This is a genomic window from Microbacterium sp. CR_7, assembly GCF_041954755.1.
In the GTDB taxonomy this organism is placed as follows: domain Bacteria; phylum Actinomycetota; class Actinomycetes; order Actinomycetales; family Microbacteriaceae; genus Microbacterium.
Genome location: NZ_JAVAYF010000004.1, coordinates 345,988 through 361,747 on the forward strand (window position 1 = coordinate 345,988; position 15,760 = coordinate 361,747).

The following is a 15,760-nucleotide window of genomic DNA, read 5'->3' on the forward strand; positions in this document are numbered from 1 at the left end:
TGTTAGGTTGACCTAACAGTGGGCTGTCGCGGGTGCGACGTTCGCTCAAACTGTATTGAGTAATCGGGTGGCCCGGCATGGGCTGGCGCCCGCTTCCGGGGTGGTGCATAATGACCGATCTGCAACGACGATCGGATGCGTTCGCCGCCCTCGCCGATCCCAATCGGCTACGAGTGGTCGACCTCCTGACCGTCGGCGACCTGTCGCCGAGCGAGATCTCCGCTCAGCTGGGAATGGCGTCCAATCTCGTCGCCTTCCACCTGGGAGTCCTGGAGGACCGGGGGATCGTGCGTCGCACCAGGTCCGAGGGCGATCGACGGAGGAGCTACCTGAGATTCCTTCCCGAGGTGTTCCAGTCGATGGAGCCGGCTCCCGTGCATGTGCGGGGCAAGGTCATCTTCGTCTGCACGGCGAATTCCGCACGCTCGCAGCTGGCCGAAGCACTGTGGTCGACGGTGAGCGACCTGCCGGTGCTCTCCGCGGGAACGGATCCCGGCTCCGCGGTGAACCCCGGCGCACTGGCGGCTGCTCGCCGACACGGCTTCGACCTCGTCCGTGACGCGCGACCGAAGACTCTCGACGAGGTCGTCCACCGCGGCGACTACCTGATCAGCGTGTGCGACCGCGCGCACGAGAAGCTCGCAGGCCGCGATGACGCGCACTGGTCGATCCCGGACCCCGCGGTCACCGGAACGGAGGCAGCCTTCGACAGGGCGGTGGAGGATCTGCGCGACCGGGTCGCTCGGGTCGCTCCCCGGTTGATCGCCGCCTGAGAAAGCAGCTCAGGAGGTCGACCGCGCCGGGCATCCGCGTGTCGTCAACGGTGTAGCACCGGCCGCGTGCCGGACGATCCCGCGGCGCTGAGCACGGCTCGCGCGGCGCGCTCGCCGGAGGCGAGTGCGCCCTGAATGGACGCGGTGTCGCGGTGGTCCCCGGGCGATGTAGAGTCGCTCGGCATGGCGCGGCGGTCGCGCCGGCCCCAACGGCGCCGGCTGGGCCGGGAGGGCGTCTGCGATGTCGTCCCGCCGCAGCAGCTCCCAGGCAGTCACGTCAGCGCCCGAGATCTCTCCGAGGTGACGGCGCACCTCGCGCTCGGCCGGTGCGTCGCCGTCGCGCGGCAGCAGGCACGTCGCGGCGACGAGGTGCCGCCCGGCGGGCGCGTACGACGGCACCGTGTGCGTCATCACGACGGTGTTCACGACGGGGCCTCGTCGACGACCGTCGACCGTGAGCAGTGCGGAGCGGGTCGGCGGCTCGTCCGTGGCGAACCACCATGTCTGCAGACCGTTCGCCGCCGGCCGGTGCAGGTCGGTGAGGTCGGCCACGGCATCCGCCCCGACAGCGATGACGACGCGGGCTGCGCGCTCGGTGTCGCCGCCCGCGACGCCGATCTCGACACCCTCGCCGGACATCGAGATCCGCTCCGCGCGGGAGAGGAGGCGGATCTCGGCGCCGGCGGCTCGGACTCGTGCGGCGAGCTGGGCGGGCACCTCAGCGATCCCTCGCGCGGGAAGTCCGGGCCGCCCGAACGCGAAGTAGCTCACGAGCAGCCTGGCGAACGCGTTCGACGTCGCGCCGCGATCCTCCGCCAGCACTCCGGCGAGGAACGGCTCGAGCACGGCGGTGCGCAGTGGCCCGCGCAGCCCCGCGGCATCCCATCCCTCGCCCAAAGAGACGTCGCCGTCTGCGAGGCGCGAGAGGGGGAGCACGAGCGCGGGTGTCACCCAGCGCGCGAGCGCCACGGCATCCGCAGGACTGACGAGGCCGCTGGCGAGCGTCGCCGGGATCGACAACGGATGCCGGAGCGGATGCCGCAGTTCCACGACCCGGTCTTCCGTCCGTACCCGCACGCCCACCGGGAAGCGCCCCATCGACAGTGCGCCGAGGTCCACGCTTCGTCGGAGCGCAGGGTACGCCGGATTGAGTACCTGGAACCCGCGATCCAGTCGGAAGCCGTCGACGAGGTCGGTGCGCTGGCGTCCGCCCACGACGTCGCCCGCCTCGATCACGACTAAGTCGAGCCCTCGTTCTGCGAGCAGCCCCGCGCAGCGCAGTCCCGCGAGTCCCGCCCCGATCACGACCACGTCATGCATGGCGGTGGTCCTCGTCAGCCCCGGTGCGCGCGGTAGTACTCCAGCAGCGCCTTCGTCGACGGGTCCTGGGCGGCCACGGCATCCTCGTCTCCGCCGATCGCGGGGGCGATCTGCATGGCGAGCTGCTTGCCGAGCTCGACGCCCCACTGGTCGAAGGAGTTGATGCCCCAGATCGTGCCCTGCGTGAACGTGATGTGCTCGTACAGCGCGATGAGCTGCCCCAGCACCTGCGGCGTGAGCGCCGGCGCGAAGATCGACGTCGTGGGACGGTTGCCCGCGAAGGTCCGTGCGGCGACGAGCGCGCCCGTGGTGCCCTCCGCTTCGACTTCGTCGGCTGTCTTGCCGAACGCGAGAGCCTTGGTCTGCGCGAGGAAGTTCGCGAGGAACAGCTCGTGCACATCCTGGGCACCGTCGCTGAGGGGATACGCGGGATTCACGAACGCGATGAAGTCGGCGGGGATGAGGCGGGTGCCCTGGTGGATGAGCTGGTAGAACGCGTGCTGCCCGTTCGTGCCCGGCTCTCCCCAGAAGACCTCCCCGGTGTCGGTCGTGACGGGCGAGCCGTCCCAGCGCACGGACTTGCCGTTCGACTCCATCGTGAGCTGCTGCAGGTAGGCGGGGAAGCGGTTGAGCTGCTGCGCGTAGGGGAGCACGGCGTGCGACTGCGCGCCGTGGAAGTTGTTGTACCAGACGTTCAGAAGCCCCATCAGCACGGGCACGTTGCGCTCGAGCGGCGTGGTGCGCACGTGCTCGTCGACCGCGTGGAAGCCGGCGAGAAGATCCCGGAACACGTCGGGGCCCAGCACGACGGCCAGGGAGAGGCCGATCGCGGAGTCGACCGAGTAGCGGCCGCCCACCCAGTCCCAGAAGCCGAACGCGTTGACCGGATCGATCCCGAAGTCGGCGACCTTGTCGAGAGCCGTCGACACGGCAACGAAGTGGTGTGCCACGGCGTCGGTGCGTGCGTCGTCGGAGTCGGCGATGGCACCGGATGCCGTGAGCCCTGCCCACAGCCACTGCCTGGCGAGCCGCGCGTTGGTGAGGGTCTCGAGCGTGGTGAAGGTCTTCGAGGCGACGATGAACAGCGTGGTCTCGGGGTCGAGGTCGGCGGTCTTCTGCGCCAGGTCCGTCGGGTCGATGTTGGAGACGAACCGCGCCTCGATGCCCGCGTCGGCGTACGGCTTCAGCGCTTCGTAGACCATGACCGGGCCCAGGTCGGACCCGCCGATGCCGATGTTGACGACGTGCGTGACCTTCTTGCCGGTGACGCCGAGCCATTCGCCGTCCCGCACCCGCGTGGCGAAGGCGGCGAGCGAGTCGAGCACCGACTGCACGTCGGCGTCGACGTCCTGCCCGTCGACGAGGAGCGTGGGCTCGGCTCCGGCTGGTCGCCGGAGCGCCGTGTGCAGCACGGCACGATCCTCGGACGTGTTGATGTGCGCCCCGGAGAGCATCGCGGCGTACCGGTCGGCGACGCCGGTCTCCTCGGCGAGCCGCAGCAGAGCCGCCAGCACCTCATCGGTGACGAGGTTCTTCGACAGGTCGACGTGCAGATCGGCGAGCGGGAACGAGAGGCGGTCGGCGCGGGTCGGGTCCTCCGCGAACCAGCCGCGAAGATCGGGGGAGAACGTCTCGCGCAGCGCGCGGAGCTCGGACCAGGCGGACGTGACTGTCGGATCGACGGGAGCGCTCATGGCTCAACGCTACTGCCGTCAGACCAGCAACGGGTTCTCCTCGTTGCCCCATGTCGGATCCCCGCGCAGAGGTTCCGGTGTGAGGTACAGGCCAGCCGGCTGAGCGGCCGTCACGGCGAGGTCCTGCATCCAGTGCCGGTTGAGATCGGGGGAGCGGCTCCCGAAGAACTTGAAGACGAGCGAGCTCGCCGGGTGGATCCACACGGTGGTGCGGCCCCCGCCGACGCTCGCGTCCTCGCGCCAGCTGAAGGGGAAGGCCTCGCCACGACGCAGCTTCGCCGTCATCACGAGCTGCAGGTGCGTGAGCGCACGATCCTCGATCTCGACCCTCGGTCCGCCGTCGTACGTGAATCGTCCCATCGGTGCCACCTCCTGGATGTCGAACGTCCCACGCTCGCACGATGGCGCTCCGCCGCACAGGGGGTGTACACGCGGGGCGCAGGAGAGGATCATGGCAGACGCACTTCATCCGCTTCTCCCGAGCGGCTCCGTCAGAGTTCCCGGCGATGCACGCGGAGGGTGCCCCACCGGGGTACGGTTCACTCATGGGAAGACTGCGGTACGACGGCACCTCCGAGCCGATCCACATCGACGACGAGACACTCGCGGTCCTGAAGGTCATCGTCGGGACGAAGTTGCGCCGCCAGGAGAGCTTCATGATGACGTGGCGCCCCGCCGAGGGCGGCGACCCCGGGCGGGTGACGGTCTGGATCCATCCCGCCATCCCGTTGCAGTTCCTCTTCACGGCATCGGAGCCGCAGCACATCGAGAAGCGCCGCGTCGAAGAGGTCATGCAGGCGCTCAACGCCTCGGGAGAGCTCGTGATCGACGACTGGGGGCGCATCGAGGCCGCGAAGACCGCGCCTGCCTGAACGCCTACTCGGTGGGGAAGCTCTGCGCCTTCAGGACGGAGGCGAGGTGCGCGGCGTTGCGTGCCGCGGTCGCCGTGGCCGAGGCGACCGCCTCGGGCGTCTCAGAGAGGTCCTTGTAGTCCACTCCCTGCATCGCCTCGCCGTTCCAGTACACCGACCCCTGCGCGGCGATCGTGTAGCCGACGTCGTTGAGCCCCTGGAAGAGGATCGCGGCGATGTGATGCGCGCCGTCCTCGTTGCCGACGATTCCGGCGATCGCGACCTTGTCGAAAAGGATCGGCCGGCCGGCGTCGTCCGTCTCACTGAGTTCGGCGTCGAGTCGCTCGAGCACCCGCTGGGCGACGCTCGAGTGCTGGCCCATCCATGTCGGCGTCACGAAGACGAGGATGTCGGCGTCGAGCACCGTGCGGCGGAGCTCGGGCCATTCGTCGTCGCCTCCCATATCGGCCTCGACACCGGGACTCAGTGTGTAGTCCACTGCTCGGACGAGCTTCCCGTCGACGCCGTGCTCGGAGAGGGCGTCGAGGATCTGCGAGGCCAGGAGGTCGGTGCTCGACTCGGAGGGCGAAGGCTTGAGGGTGCAGGAGATGGCGATGGCCGTGGGGTGTGCGCTCATGACCGCAACGAAACCATCCGTCCGGTCCGCGGCCAAGGGGGTTTCGGAGCCGCGGGACGTGCGCTAACCCCGATCCGGATCGGGGTGCGGCGGGCGAAGCGCGCTGTCGGCGGTATCCTGGATCACGCCCGCAACGACAGGAGCCCCGTGATCCTCAGCTTCATCTTCTTCCTGGTCCTCTTCCTCGGAGGGATCTGGCTCCTGGGCCTCGCGCAGGTGCTCCCCGACTTCCAGGGCGTCGTCTTCGCGGCCGGCATCCTCATCATCTGCCTGTCGCTCGCGTACGTGATGCGCCAGCGCGGGTCCGCCACCCGCCGCGACGACAACTGGTCGGGCAACGCCACCGAGTGATCAAACCCTGGCGGCGAGTCTCGCCTCCAGGTTCGCCCGCACTGCGGGCCACTCCGGCTCGATGATCGAGTACTCCACGCTGTCGCGCAGGGCGCCGTTGCGGTAGCGGCTCATCGCGCGCATGATGCCGTCCTGCTTCGCCCCGAGGCGCTCGATCGCCGCTCGAGACTGGAAGTTCACCCACTGCGTGGTGAGCCCCACGCGGAACACCCCGAGGTCATCGAAGGCGTGTCGCAGCAACAGCAGCTTGGACTCCGCGTTCGTACCGGTGCCGTGGGCGGACGGCCGGTTCCACGTGTATCCGATGTGCAGTCGCGGGACGTCGGGGACGATGTCATAGAAGGTCGTGAGGCCGAGGGTCCTCCCCGTGGCGTCGAACGCCGTGAAGGGGATCATCTCCCCGGTCGAGAGCAGCCCGAGCCGACGGTCGATCTCCGCTGCGAGACCCTCGGGTGAGGGGATCGAGGTGTACCACGCGCGCTTCCAGAGATCGCCCTCGGTGAGGGCCTCGAGGAGTCCGTCGTGGTGCGATCGCTCGAGAGGTCGCAGCTCGACGAGGCTGCCGCTGAGTGTGACGGGTGCAGGCGTGGTGGTGAACGTCATGCCCTCATTCAATCAGCGCTGAAGCAGGGCCCCGTCACGCGGAGACGACGCGATGCGCCCACTGCCCCCGCCCCAGTCGCGGTTCGACGTAGGTGCTGTCGCCCACGCGACGGAGCAGGCGCCGGTAGGCGAGCACCAGGTCGACGGTGACTTCGAGGTCGAAGGCCATGCTGGCGGCGTGCCCGTCGCGGGCGGCTTCGGCCTCGGCGTAGGCGGCGGGAGTGATGAGCAGCCGCGCCGCCCACTCGTCTGCGCGCCGTTCCTGCCTGGCGCGCTCGGTCGGATCGTGCGTGTGCTCGTGGCCGAGCATCGCGTGGCCGAGCTCGTGGGCGATCACGCTGCGCGTCGTGCGTGCACTCATGCCGGGCGCGACCCGGATGGTGGCCGAGTTCGGTTCGTATCCGCCGCAGGAGCGCCCAGCTCGCTCGACCAGGGGCAGGCCGTGGGTCTCGACGAGTCGCAGGAGCGCGTCCACGGGGCTCCTCTCGTCGGTGGCGGTCGGTGGCGGCGTCAGTCGTACAGGTCGTCGGTGTCGGCGTCGTGGGAGAGGGGCGAATCGAACGCGACCTCTGCGTCATTCTGTCGGCGACCGGGGACATCGGGTCGCGAGGGGAACGGGATCACCGCAGCGGAGTGCTCGTTCTCGGTGGCCAGGCGCTCTTCCGCGCGCGACAGGATGACGTGGGGTGCGACGCCGAGCGCCGCGCCGACGGCGTAGACGACCGGGACCGGGATCGCCCGCTTGCCGGTGACGTAGTTGTCGAGCGCGCTGCGCGCGTACCCGATCTTCCGCGCCATGGCTGCGATGCTGCTGCCCTTGGCCGCGATCTCAGCACGGAGCTGGCTCCCCACGGCGGCATTGAATGACTCGGCCGGTGTCTTCACGCGAGTCACGATAGCACCGGCCTGAGGCCAGGATGCCGTCATATCGGCGCGCTGAATGTTGTCCGCGTTCCATATGCGGCGATACTGTCGACGTATGACGACAGAAGTGAGGCGTCTGGTAGCGTCCGCGGTCCTCGCCGAGTTGGGGAGAACCGGACGAGACCCCGTGTGGCTGGCGGATCGGTCGGGCCTCGGCCGCCCGGACGTCGAGATGTTGCTGGCGGGCGCGCGCGACCTCACGGTCGACGAACTCGCGGCGATCGCGACGGCCCTCGCGGTGTCACCCGCGCGCCTCGTGCCGGATCTGCCGTCGGACTGACCTGCTGCGGAAGCACCCGTGCGCAGGCGCGCCACGCTAGCGTGGACGCATGAAGACCGTACCCCTCGGACAGTCCACCGCCCCCGCCGTCGTCGCCGGGATGATGCGCATCGACGACAAGAGCGACGCGCAGATCCGGGAGCTGTACGAGGCCGCGCGCGGCTCGGGCATCGACTTCTTCGACCACGCCGACATCTACGGTGGCAGCATGCACTTCTGCGAAGAGCGCTTCGCCTCGGCCCTCGGGTTGAGTTCGTCGGAGCGCGACGAGATCGTGCTGCAGACGAAGTGCGGCATCGTGCCGAAGCAGGGCATGTTCGACTTCTCGTACGAGCACATCGTCCAGCAGGTCGACGGATCGCTCGCGGCTCTGGGCACCGACCGCATCGATGTGCTGCTGCTGCACCGGCCCGATGCCCTCGTCGAGCCCGAAGAGGTCGCCAGGGCCTTCGACGAGCTCGAGTCGTCGGGCAAGGTGCGCGCCTTCGGCGTCTCGAACCACACCCCGCGGCAGATCGACCTGCTGCGCACCGCGGTCTCGCAGCCGCTGGTGGCGAACCAGCTGCAGCTGTCGATCACGCACGCGCCCATCATCGCCCAGCCCGTCGCCGCGAACATGGCGGGGGAGGATCAGAGCGTCGTGCGCGACGGCGGCGGAGTCGTCGAGTACTGCCGGATCAACGGCATCACGATCCAGGCGTGGTCGCCGTTCCAGGGCGGATTCTTCACCGGCGTCTTCCTGGGCAACCCCGAGTACGCCGAGCTGAACGCGGTGATCGACCGCCTCGCGGCGGCGTACCGGGTCGAGCCCATCGCGATCGCGACGGCGTGGATCACCCGACACCCGGCGAAGATGCAGGTGGTGCTCGGCACCACGACGCCGCAGCGGGTGCGGGATGCCGCGGCCGGCGCCGATGTCGAGCTGACGCGGGCCGAATGGTACGAACTGTTCCGCGCCGCGGGGCACCTGCTTCCCTAGCCCGCGCGCGGCGCTCCGCGGTCGTCTACCCTGAACACATGCCGTTCCTGTTCTCGCTCCTGGTCATCGCGCTGATGGTCGGTGCGCTGGTCGACATCATTCGGCGCGAGGACTCGCAGGTCCGCTTCCTGCCGAAGATGGCATGGATCGTCGTCGTCGTCCTCCTGCCGCTCATCGGCAGTCTGCTGTGGTTCGCGATCGGTCGCGAGTACTCGGAGGCGGGTCTGCGGATTCCGCGGATGCGGGCGGCCGCGACGCCGTCCGCGCCCCGGCGGGCCGACCCGATGCCGACCGCTCCCGTCGACACCCGGTCTACCGAGGAGCAGATCGCCGATCTCGACCGCGAGATCGAGGAGTGGCGGCTGCGCGCCGAGATCGAGAAGCGTCGTCGTGACAGCGGCGAGAGCGCATCGGGGTCGGAGACCGCTGCGGGCTAGGCGGGGCCTCCTGTGGCGTCGAACGACTCTCTGATCGCCGGCTCCAGCGTCGGGTAGGAGAAGGAGAAGCCGGCGGCTTCGAGCTTCTCCGGGACCACCCACCGGCTCTTGAGGATGAGCTCCGTCTCGGTGCGGATGCCGATCGCGCCGAGTTCCAGCATCCATCGCGGCATGGGCGGCCCGAACGGCACGCCGAGGACCCGGCGGACGGTCGCCATGAACGTCGTGTTGTCGACCGGGTTCGGGGCGGCGGCGTTCACCGGGCCGCCGAGCGACGGGGTCGCCTCGAGGAAGTCGATGATCCGCGCGACATCCTCCACGTGCACCCAGCTGAACCGCTGGCGTCCCCGACGTGCTCCGAACTCGTGCCCCGTGCCGGCCGCGCGCCGGGCGCGGCTGATCGGCCAGCGGCCGTCCCACTGGGCACCGCCCATGCCGAGGCGGGCGAGGTTCTTCAGCGGACCGAGCACCCCGCCGTGCCCGAGCACGATCGCGCTGCGCAGGGCGACGCGGCGCGTCCCGGGCAGATCGTCCGCGAAGAGCGCGCGCTCCCAGGCCTTCGCCACCTCGACCGAGAAGCCGGTGCCGATCTCGCCCGTGGACTCCGTCATCGGACGGTCCTCCGCGTGCCGATAGATCGTGGCTGTCGAGGAGTTCACCCAGAGGGCCGGCGGCTCGGCCGCCCGGGCGATCGCGCCGGAGAGCGCGGCCGTCGTGTCGAGGCGCGAGCGGAAGATCGCCGCGCGGTTCTCGGGGGTGTAGCGGCAGTTCACGCTCTTGCCGGCGAGACCGACGACCAGCGTCGCGCCGTCGACGGCGGCATCGATCCCGTCCTGATCGTCCCAGCGGAGGTCCGCACCCGATCGAGAGATGGTCACGACCTCTCGGCCCGCCGCCTGGAACCGCGGCACGAGATGGCGCCCCATGAACCCGGTGGAGCCGCCGATCACGACGCGGCCGGCAGCGGAGGGGGAAGGTGTCGTCACGGGTTCTCGCTCTCGATCGCGTACTCGAAGAATCCGATGTACTCGTACACGCGCCCGAGCACCGGCGCGTCGATGGTCATGGAGACGTGGTGCCGCTCGCGCTCCTCGTCCCAGCGCTCGACGAGTCCGATCCGCGGGCTGAGGAACCCGGGGACTGCGAGCCGCAGGGGGCCGAGGCGGAGCCCGACTCGTCGGATCGTCAGGACGACGGCCTCGTCGCGCACGTCGATGTCGAACGTGGTGACGACGGTGCGGCGCGGACCGATCTCATTGCGGAGTATCCCGCCGGAGGTGAGTTCCACGACGTCCGGCATCACCCACGTACGACCGGGCAGCTCGAACCACCGGGTGGCGAGTGCGCGTCCGTCGACGGTGCGGTTCTCGATGCGGAACGGGACGTCGCGCTCCCAGCCCGCGAAGGCGACGCCGAGGGCCTCCGCGATCCGGAACAGGGGCCTCAGCCAGCGGAACCGGGATCCGGCGGTCGTGAACACGCCGGTGCCGATGCCGACGTGCCCGACTGGGATCGTTCGGAAGTACCAGGCGGTCTTCGGGTGGAGCTCGGAGATCCGGGCGCCCAGAGCCCGCTCGTACGGAGATGTCGGGGCGTCCTGCGCGGTCACGCCCTCAGCCTAGCGAGGCCGCGGGACGGTGGTCGACGCTCACCGCTCGCGCAGGCGCACGAGCCGCTCGTGCCCCGTCTCCTCCAGCTCGGCGATGTCGTCGCGCGACTTCAGGAAGTCGGAGAAGGACCGGTAGCCGAGTGCCTTCTCGCTGAACGAGGGGTCCATGCGGCGCATGTGCGTCTTCACCGCCGAGCTGTGCAGCCATTCGTCTGCATCGGCCTTGTCGTGGCCGAGCCGCAGAGCACGCTGCAGCAGCTCCGTCGCCTCGTCCCTCTCGTCGGCCTCGTCCTTCTCGTCGGCCTTGGCCGGAGCGGCAGCCGCCTTCTGCTTCGCGGTCTTCGCCGGCTGTCGCGACTTCGTCTTCGCCGCCGGCTCGACCGTGGGCTCCGGCACGGTCTCCGGCAGCTCGGGCGCGGCGGGCGACTTCGACGGGCGCACCACACCGGGGAGGGAGTCGTAGGCCTCGAACTCGTCGCAGGCCGCGGCCAGCGACTTAGCGGTCGACCCCGCCACCCCGACGCCGATCACGTAACGGCCCAGCCGCTTGCAGCGCTGCGCGAGCGGGACGTAGTCGCTGTCGCCCGCGACGATCACCACGTGCGTGAGATCCGGCAGGCGGAACATGTCCTCCACGGCATCCACCGCGAGCCGGATGTCGGCGCCGTTCTTCGCGTACGCGGCTGCGGGGAAGAGCTGAACGAGGTCGACCGCGCGGGCGACGAGCTGCGAGCGGTACTCGGCGTTGACCGGCGATGACCAGTCGGCGTAGGCGCGGGTGAGCACGAGGGTGCCGAACGAGGCCGCGTAGTCGATGATCGCGCCGACTTCGATCATCGCGCGCGCGAGGCGCTCCGCGACGTCCGGATCGTCGGGGTTCTCGGAGATCCGCTGACGGTCCTTGCCGTACGCGTTGCGTCCGTGCACGCGGTCGTACCAGGAGATGACGATGTTGTCGAAGTCCAGGTAGACCGCCACGCGGGCGTCGGTGGCCTCAGCCATTGGTGGCCCCTTCCCTCGGGTAGCGCACCCCGATCTGCGCTCGGATCTCGTCGAGCGCGCCCATGATCGCGACGCTCTCGGCGATGGGCAGGATGTCGCCCTCGAGGATGCCGTCGCGCACGAGCCTCTCGGCGGCCATGGCCTGGTACTCCATGCCGCGACCGGCCACATCGGAGACGTACTCCTCGGCGACGGTGCCGTCGGGGAGCACGACGCGGAAGGTCGTCGGCGTGTACCAGACGTGATCGATGTCGATGCGGGCCTCGGTGCCGATGACGCTCGCGGTGTTCGGCCCGGCGGCCCGGGACGAGGAGAGGCTGGTGGAGATCGCCCCGCCCGAGTGGGTCATGATGGTGGCGACCTCGGCGTCCGCCCCGGTCTCGACGAGTCGCGCGACGGCCGTGATCGTCTCGGGTGCGCCGAGCACGTCCCAGATGAACGAGATCGGATAGATGCCGAGGTCGAGCAGCGCGCCGCCGCCGAGTGCGAGGTCGTTGAGGCGGTGCGAGGGGTCGTCGGAGATCTTCTGCGTGTGGTCGGCGGTGACGGTGCGGATCTCACCCAGCGTGCCGGCTTCGATGATCTCGCGGATGCGCACCATGTGCGGCAGGTAGCGGGTCCACATCGCCTCCATGACGAGCAGCCCGCGCTCGGACGCGAGGCGCTGCAGATCTTCGGCCTCGTGCCGGTTCAGCGTGAACGCCTTCTCGACGAGCACGTGCTTGCCGGCCTCGAGCGCGAGCTTCGCGTTCTCGTGGTGCATCGGGTGCGGCGTCGAGACGTAGACGATGTCGATGTCGGGATCGGCGACGAGGGCCTCGTACGACGGGTGCGCGTGTGCGATGTCGAAGCGGGCGGCGAACGCATCCGCCGATTCCTGCGAGCGCGAGCCCACGGCGACGAGATCGAGTCCCGCGGTGCGCAGGTCGGATGCGAAGGCGCCGGCGATGCCGCCGGTCGCGAGGATTCCCCAACGAAGTCCAGTCATGTTCTCAGCGTAGAGGGTGCGGGCGCGGAGACATGTGTCGTCGTGTTGCGCCCGGTGTCGTCGCGCTTCCTCCTCGTTGGCCAGGAGCGCGGCGCGCTCCTACTTTCGGGGCATGACCGAACCTCTCATCGTCGGCGCCATGGTGCGCACGCTCGGCGCGTACCCCTCGGGCTGGCGCTATCCCGGAGCCCACCGGACCCCGCAGACCGACGCCGAGATCCTGCGACTCGTCGCACGGGAGGGCGAGGAGGCGGGTCTCGACTACCTCTTCTTCGGCGACTGGCTCGCCACCGGACCCGACCTCGAGTTCCGCGACCCCTATCTGCTCGCGCGCATCGACCCGGTCAGCGCGGTGCTCTTCCTCGCCGGGGTCACCTCGCGCATCGGCCTCATCGCGACCGTCAACACCACGTACGCGGATCCGTATGCGACCGCGCGGTCGCTCGCGTCGCTCGACGTGCTCACCGGCGGGCGAGCGGGCATCAACCTCGTCACCGGGGCGGAGCCGAGAGCTGCAGGCAACCACGGTCGCGACGCGCACGCCGACAACGAGTCCCGGTACGACCGCGCCGAGGAGTTCGTCGCCGCGCTGCGCGGACTCTGGGTCTCGTGGAGCGAGGACGCCTGGATCGCGGATGCCGAGCGCGGCGTCCTCATCGACCCCGACGGGCTGCGCGCGACCGATCTGGACGGTCGGCACGTGCGGGTGACCGGACCGCTGAACGTCGCCAGGCCGCCGCAGGGGCGCATCCCGATCGTGCACGCCGGGACCTCGCCCCGGTCGCGCGCGCTCGCCGCGACCGAGGCCGACCTCGCGCTGATCGCCGCTCCGCAGCGGGACGACGCCGTCGCCACCCGTCGTGCGCTCCGCGAGATCGCCGAGCGGTCGGGTCGTGATCCGGAGTCCCTGAAGGTCATCGCGCCCGTGCTTCCCGTCGTCGCGGACACGGATGCCGACGCGCACCGCATCGTGGAGCGGCTGCTGGCTCTCGTTCCTCTCGCCGACGACGCCCACGCCGGGCGTACGGCCTTCCCCGCGAACCGCTCGGTCGACGCGCTCGCGGACGCTCTCGGCGTCGACGCCGACGACCCGCTGCGGGCCGCGGCGTTCGACAGCGCGGTGAGCGCCGACGAGGCGCATCGACTCGGAGCGGCGGGGGAGGCGCTGATCGAACGGCTCGCGCGGATCGCCGGCCTGCGGGTCGCTGGCCGATCGGGCGGGGCCGGCGACGGCATCCTCAGCTGGCGTCATCTCGCGGCAGCGCATGCGGTGCCGGCGGCCTTCGTGGTCGGCGACGCGTCGACGATCGCCGACCACTTCGAGGCCTGGCGCGACGCGGGTGCCGCAGACGGGTTCAACGTGCTCTCGGCATTCCAACCCGCGCAGTTCCAGGCGTTCACGCGCCTCGCCGCCCCTGAGCTGCGCCGCCGTGGACTGCTGGGGCGCGGCGACGGCGCCGAGGCGTCGACGCTGCGCGACCGCCTCGCCGGATTGCGCCCCGTGACGAGACATGACGCTTCGTGACAGGTCGCGTCGGCCCGTGACATCCGCATCGCCCCCTCGGCGCCGCAGTCCCTAGCGTGATCCACACCTCGCACCCACCCGAACGACCTCGCACCCACCCGAACGACCTCGCACCCACCCGAAACCACAGCATCCCTCCTGGAGGACACCCATGAACCGCCGTCTCACCCGGATCGCCGCCGTCGCGCTCCCGCTCGTCCTCGCCGCAGGGCTCGCCGCGTGCGCCTCGTCGCCCGCGCCGAGCGGCGCGACCTCCGAGACGGGCGATCCCGTCACGGGAGGCACGCTCACCTACCTCGAGCACCAGACGTACACCAACCTGTACCCGCCGCAGGCAGGCTTCTACCCCAACGGCGGCCTCGTCAACAACATCACCGCGCGCCTCACCTGGCAGAACCCGGAGACGCTCGAGATCGAGCCGTGGATCGCATCCGAGTGGACCGTCAACGACGACGCGACGGAGTACACCTTCACGCTCCGCCCCGACGTGACGTTCTCCGACGGCACCCCGCTGGATGCGGCCGCCGTGGCGAAGAACTTCGACACCTACGGACTCGGCGACGCGGACCGCGGGCTCACCGTGTCCGAGGCCATCAACAACTACGCCTCCAGCGAGGTCGTCGACGACCGGACCGTGACGTTCCGCTTCACCGCGCCGTCGCCGGGCTTCCTGCAGGCGACGTCGACCATCAACTCGGGGCTGCTGTCGCCCGCGACTCTCGACGGCACGATCGAGGACTTCGGGGCGGGCAACGCCGAGGAGATCATCGGTGCCGGCCCCTTCACGATCACCGACGAGAAGCTCGGCACCGAGCTGACTCTCGAGGCGCGCGAGGACTACGCCTGGGCGCCCGAGAGCGCCGAGAACCAGGGACGCCCGTACGTCGACGCCGTGCACCTCATCGTGACCCCCGAGGACTCGGTGCGCATCGGGTCGCTGCTCGCCGGGCAGGCCGACTACGTCCGCTACGTCCAGGCGTTCGACGAGGACCGCGTCGAGAGCGCCGGCTTCACGCTCTACGCGCCGCAGACCCGCGGTGTGAACAACTCGATCTCGCTGCGCCCGCAGAATCCGCTGCTCGCCGATCTGAAGGTACGCCAGGCTCTCGTGGCGGCGGTCGACGCGCAGGAGGTCGTCGACACCCTGTTCACCGAGAACTACCCGGTCGCGACCTCCGTGCTGTCGTCGCAGGCACTCGGGTACAAGGACGAGTCCGCGCACTACGAGTACGACCCGGACAAGGCCGAGAAGCTGCTCGACGAGGCAGGGTGGGAGCCCGGCTCCGACGGGATCCGCGAGAAGGACGGGCAGCGCCTGGCGATCACGGTGTACGAGGCCGGACCGCAGCCGCTGTCGAAGCAGACGCTCGAACTCGTCGCGCAGCAGCTGGCGAAGGTCGGCGTCGAGCTGACCGTCAAGCCGGCGGACGCCGGGTCGTACGCCGCCGACACCCGCGACCCGCTCAAGACGGGGTTCTACCACTCGATGGTCGGACGCGCCGACCTCGACGTGATCAAGAGCCAGTACTTCACGAAGAACCGCGACGCCCTCATCTCGAACGACAGCGAGCTCGACGCGCTGCTGCAGGCGGTGGCCTCCGAGCCGGATGCCGAGAAGCGCGTCGCCGCATCGCAGGCCGTGCAGGACTACATCGCCGAGCAGGCGTACGTCATCCCGCTGTTCGAGGAGCCGCAGGTCTACGGCGCGGCCACGTACGTGCACGGAGTGGACTTCGAGTCGGTCGGCCGGCCCACCTTCTCGGGCGTCTGGCTCGCCGAGCACTGAT

At 70.0% G+C, this 15,760-nt stretch carries 19 protein-coding genes; 8 read left to right on the forward strand and 11 right to left on the reverse strand.

Annotated elements, in window-relative coordinates; all coding sequences use genetic code 11:
* Positions 1-110 precede the first annotated feature (110 nt).
* Entirely contained in the window at positions 111-773 is a 663-nt protein-coding gene (locus tag RAC81_RS10815) for a helix-turn-helix domain-containing protein (RefSeq protein ID WP_375082344.1), read from the forward strand.
* 9 nt (positions 774-782) lie between these two features.
* On the opposite strand, the gene RAC81_RS10820 is transcribed toward RAC81_RS10815, so the two are convergent.
* Genes RAC81_RS10820 through RAC81_RS10830 form a run of 3 tightly spaced genes read right to left on the reverse strand, consistent with a single transcriptional unit; the run spans position 783 to position 4,147 of the window.
* Positions 783-2,093 carry an FAD-dependent oxidoreductase gene (locus tag RAC81_RS10820; RefSeq protein WP_375082345.1) on the reverse strand — a complete coding sequence of 437 codons (1,311 nt, stop codon included), beginning with the start codon at positions 2,091-2,093 and terminating at the stop codon, positions 783-785.
* A 14-nt stretch (positions 2,094-2,107) separates the two neighbouring features.
* On the reverse strand, positions 2,108-3,787 hold the full coding sequence (gene pgi, locus RAC81_RS10825; RefSeq protein ID WP_375082346.1) for a glucose-6-phosphate isomerase: 1,680 nt from the start codon (positions 3,785-3,787) through the stop codon (positions 2,108-2,110).
* An 18-nt stretch (positions 3,788-3,805) separates the two neighbouring features.
* A complete protein-coding gene (locus RAC81_RS10830) occupies positions 3,806-4,147 on the reverse strand; it encodes an ATP-dependent DNA ligase (protein WP_375082347.1) in 342 nt (113 codons plus the stop codon).
* A 185-nt stretch (positions 4,148-4,332) separates the two neighbouring features.
* Here RAC81_RS10830 and RAC81_RS10835 point away from each other — a divergent pair, with 185 nt between their 5' ends.
* Positions 4,333-4,659 (forward strand): hypothetical protein, encoded by a 327-nt coding sequence (locus RAC81_RS10835; protein ID WP_375082348.1) that lies wholly within the window; start codon positions 4,333-4,335, stop codon positions 4,657-4,659.
* Positions 4,660-4,663: 4 nt separating this feature from the next.
* On the opposite strand, the gene RAC81_RS10840 is transcribed toward RAC81_RS10835, so the two are convergent.
* Positions 4,664-5,275 carry a flavodoxin family protein gene (locus RAC81_RS10840; protein WP_375082349.1) on the reverse strand — a complete coding sequence of 204 codons (612 nt, stop codon included), beginning with the start codon at positions 5,273-5,275 and terminating at the stop codon, positions 4,664-4,666.
* Positions 5,276-5,422: 147 nt separating this feature from the next.
* Between RAC81_RS10840 and RAC81_RS10845 the strand changes: the two genes are divergently transcribed.
* The gene (locus RAC81_RS10845; protein ID WP_375082350.1) at positions 5,423-5,626 is read left to right on the forward strand and encodes a hypothetical protein; all 204 of its coding nucleotides are present in this window, start codon (positions 5,423-5,425) and stop codon (positions 5,624-5,626) included.
* Here RAC81_RS10845 and RAC81_RS10850 read toward each other — a convergent pair whose 3' ends face one another.
* The 3 genes from RAC81_RS10850 to RAC81_RS10860 are packed head-to-tail and all read right to left on the reverse strand — an operon-like array spanning position 5,627 to position 7,114.
* Positions 5,627-6,229: a GNAT family N-acetyltransferase gene (locus RAC81_RS10850; protein WP_375082351.1), complete on the reverse strand. Its 603-nt coding sequence runs from the start codon at positions 6,227-6,229 to the stop codon at positions 5,627-5,629.
* Positions 6,230-6,263: 34 nt separating this feature from the next.
* Complete coding sequence (locus RAC81_RS10855) at positions 6,264-6,704, reverse strand: ImmA/IrrE family metallo-endopeptidase (RefSeq protein WP_375082352.1); 441 nt, start codon at positions 6,702-6,704, stop codon at positions 6,264-6,266.
* Between the two features lie 35 nt (positions 6,705-6,739).
* Entirely contained in the window at positions 6,740-7,114 is a 375-nt protein-coding gene (locus RAC81_RS10860) for a helix-turn-helix domain-containing protein (RefSeq protein WP_375082353.1), read from the reverse strand.
* 94 nt (positions 7,115-7,208) lie between these two features.
* On the opposite strand from RAC81_RS10860, the gene RAC81_RS10865 reads away from it, so the two are divergent.
* Genes RAC81_RS10865 through RAC81_RS10875 form a run of 3 tightly spaced genes read left to right on the forward strand, consistent with a single transcriptional unit; the run spans position 7,209 to position 8,849 of the window.
* Positions 7,209-7,433, forward strand: coding sequence for a hypothetical protein (locus RAC81_RS10865; protein WP_375082354.1), 225 nt, complete (start codon positions 7,209-7,211; stop codon positions 7,431-7,433).
* Positions 7,434-7,482: 49 nt separating this feature from the next.
* A complete protein-coding gene (locus RAC81_RS10870) occupies positions 7,483-8,412 on the forward strand; it encodes an aldo/keto reductase family oxidoreductase (RefSeq protein ID WP_375082355.1) in 930 nt (309 codons plus the stop codon).
* Between the two features lie 38 nt (positions 8,413-8,450).
* Positions 8,451-8,849, forward strand: coding sequence for a PLD nuclease N-terminal domain-containing protein (locus tag RAC81_RS10875; protein ID WP_375082356.1), 399 nt, complete (start codon positions 8,451-8,453; stop codon positions 8,847-8,849).
* On the opposite strand, the gene RAC81_RS10880 is transcribed toward RAC81_RS10875, so the two are convergent.
* Genes RAC81_RS10880 through RAC81_RS10895 form a run of 4 tightly spaced genes read right to left on the reverse strand, consistent with a single transcriptional unit; the run spans position 8,846 to position 12,448 of the window.
* Complete coding sequence (locus tag RAC81_RS10880) at positions 8,846-9,835, reverse strand: epimerase (RefSeq protein ID WP_375082357.1); 990 nt, start codon at positions 9,833-9,835, stop codon at positions 8,846-8,848. The genes RAC81_RS10875 and RAC81_RS10880 overlap by 4 nt on opposite strands.
* The gene (locus RAC81_RS10885) at positions 9,832-10,458 is read right to left on the reverse strand and encodes a DUF4166 domain-containing protein (protein ID WP_375082358.1); all 627 of its coding nucleotides are present in this window, start codon (positions 10,456-10,458) and stop codon (positions 9,832-9,834) included. The genes RAC81_RS10880 and RAC81_RS10885 overlap by 4 nt, the downstream gene beginning before the upstream one ends.
* Positions 10,459-10,497: 39 nt before the next feature.
* Positions 10,498-11,460 (reverse strand): NYN domain-containing protein, encoded by a 963-nt coding sequence (locus RAC81_RS10890; RefSeq protein ID WP_375082359.1) that lies wholly within the window; start codon positions 11,458-11,460, stop codon positions 10,498-10,500.
* Positions 11,453-12,448: a Gfo/Idh/MocA family protein gene (locus RAC81_RS10895; RefSeq protein ID WP_375082360.1), complete on the reverse strand. Its 996-nt coding sequence runs from the start codon at positions 12,446-12,448 to the stop codon at positions 11,453-11,455. The genes RAC81_RS10890 and RAC81_RS10895 overlap by 8 nt, the downstream gene beginning before the upstream one ends.
* Before the next feature lie 112 nt (positions 12,449-12,560).
* Between RAC81_RS10895 and RAC81_RS10900 the strand changes: the two genes are divergently transcribed.
* Both RAC81_RS10900 and RAC81_RS10905 read left to right on the forward strand, forming a co-directional pair.
* Positions 12,561-13,973, forward strand: a complete 1,413-nt coding sequence (locus RAC81_RS10900) for an NtaA/DmoA family FMN-dependent monooxygenase (protein ID WP_375082361.1) — start codon at positions 12,561-12,563, stop codon at positions 13,971-13,973.
* Between the two features lie 151 nt (positions 13,974-14,124).
* Positions 14,125-15,759: a TIGR04028 family ABC transporter substrate-binding protein gene (locus RAC81_RS10905; RefSeq protein WP_341933860.1), complete on the forward strand. Its 1,635-nt coding sequence runs from the start codon at positions 14,125-14,127 to the stop codon at positions 15,757-15,759.
* Position 15,760: the final 1 nt, after the last annotated feature.

Coding starts and splice junctions, on each gene's coding strand:
- RAC81_RS10815 (WP_375082344.1), top strand. CDS start 111: ATGACCGATCTGCAACGACGATCGGATGCGTTCGCCGCCCTCGCCGAT.
- RAC81_RS10820 (WP_375082345.1), bottom strand. CDS start 2,093: ATGCATGACGTGGTCGTGATCGGGGCGGGACTCGCGGGACTGCGCTGC.
- pgi (WP_375082346.1), bottom strand. CDS start 3,787: ATGAGCGCTCCCGTCGATCCGACAGTCACGTCCGCCTGGTCCGAGCTC.
- RAC81_RS10830 (WP_375082347.1), bottom strand. CDS start 4,147: ATGGGACGATTCACGTACGACGGCGGACCGAGGGTCGAGATCGAGGAT.
- RAC81_RS10835 (WP_375082348.1), top strand. CDS start 4,333: ATGGGAAGACTGCGGTACGACGGCACCTCCGAGCCGATCCACATCGAC.
- RAC81_RS10840 (WP_375082349.1), bottom strand. CDS start 5,275: ATGAGCGCACACCCCACGGCCATCGCCATCTCCTGCACCCTCAAGCCT.
- RAC81_RS10850 (WP_375082351.1), bottom strand. CDS start 6,229: ATGACGTTCACCACCACGCCTGCACCCGTCACACTCAGCGGCAGCCTC.
- RAC81_RS10865 (WP_375082354.1), top strand. CDS start 7,209: ATGACGACAGAAGTGAGGCGTCTGGTAGCGTCCGCGGTCCTCGCCGAG.
- RAC81_RS10870 (WP_375082355.1), top strand. CDS start 7,483: ATGAAGACCGTACCCCTCGGACAGTCCACCGCCCCCGCCGTCGTCGCC.
- RAC81_RS10875 (WP_375082356.1), top strand. CDS start 8,451: ATGCCGTTCCTGTTCTCGCTCCTGGTCATCGCGCTGATGGTCGGTGCG.
- RAC81_RS10890 (WP_375082359.1), bottom strand. CDS start 11,460: ATGGCTGAGGCCACCGACGCCCGCGTGGCGGTCTACCTGGACTTCGAC.
- RAC81_RS10895 (WP_375082360.1), bottom strand. CDS start 12,448: ATGACTGGACTTCGTTGGGGAATCCTCGCGACCGGCGGCATCGCCGGC.
- RAC81_RS10900 (WP_375082361.1), top strand. CDS start 12,561: ATGACCGAACCTCTCATCGTCGGCGCCATGGTGCGCACGCTCGGCGCG.
- RAC81_RS10905 (WP_341933860.1), top strand. CDS start 14,125: ATGAACCGCCGTCTCACCCGGATCGCCGCCGTCGCGCTCCCGCTCGTC.